General features: G+C 72.7%; 1 protein-coding gene. It reads right to left on the reverse strand.

Features of this window, described 5'->3' with window-relative positions; translation table 11 throughout:
• A partial coding sequence (locus tag FV228_RS31225; RefSeq protein ID WP_147857919.1) for a glycosyltransferase family 1 protein occupies window positions 1-834 on the reverse strand: 834 nt, incomplete at both ends.

The following is an 834-nucleotide window of genomic DNA, read 5'->3' on the forward strand; positions in this document are numbered from 1 at the left end:
GGCGAGCTCCGCGCGCAGGGTGGCGTCCGGCCGGGCGAGTTCCGCGATGGCGTCGGCCCAGCCCGGCCCGTCGAGGGGATCGCGGAACAGCGCGAAGCCTTCGGCGATCTCCCTGTGCACGGGGATATCCGAGGCCACCACCGGAAGACCGGATGCCGCCGCCTCGACGATGGGGATGCCGTAGCCTTCGGTAAACGAGGGCATCAGCAGCGCGGTGCAGCTGCGGGTCAAAGCCGCGAGGCCGTGCGTGGAAAGGCCCGTGACTTCGACCGTGTGGGCGCGCACGCCGGGGCAGCGATCCAGCATGTCGATCGCGCTCTCGGCCTCCCAGCCCCGACGCCCGACGACGACAAGGCGAGGCGTCGCGGCGCCGTACCGCTCGGCGAGGCGCCGCCAGAGCTGGAACAACAGCAGGTGGTTCTTGCGGGATTCGATCGTGCCGCAGACCAGGAAGGTCGGGCGGTCGGGCTTTAAGCGCGGCCCCGCGCGCCCGAAGGCGGGCTCGACGCCGAGGTGGCCCACCGCCACGGGCGGCCGGCCAAAACCCTCGGCGGCCAGATGGTCGAGGGTGCGGGCGCCGGTATCGGCGGAGTTGACCAGGATCGCGGCGGCGTGCCGGCCGATCGTGCGCATCCGGAGCCGGTGCCGGTCGGCCTCGCCGGCACGCCCGTATTCCGGATGGGTGATCGGGATGAGGTCGTGGACGAAGAACGCCGCGCGCACGTCGCGCCGGTCGTAGAGCCAATCGAATCGGCGCGGGTTGTCGAGGCGCAGGTGCGATGTGTGCAGGTAAAGCGCGTCGCGGGGCAGGGCGGCGAGCGACCGGCCGCGCGC

It is taken from the genome of Methylobacterium sp. WL18, assembly GCF_008040015.1.
GTDB classification, from domain to species: Bacteria; Pseudomonadota; Alphaproteobacteria; order Rhizobiales; family Beijerinckiaceae; genus Methylobacterium; species Methylobacterium mesophilicum.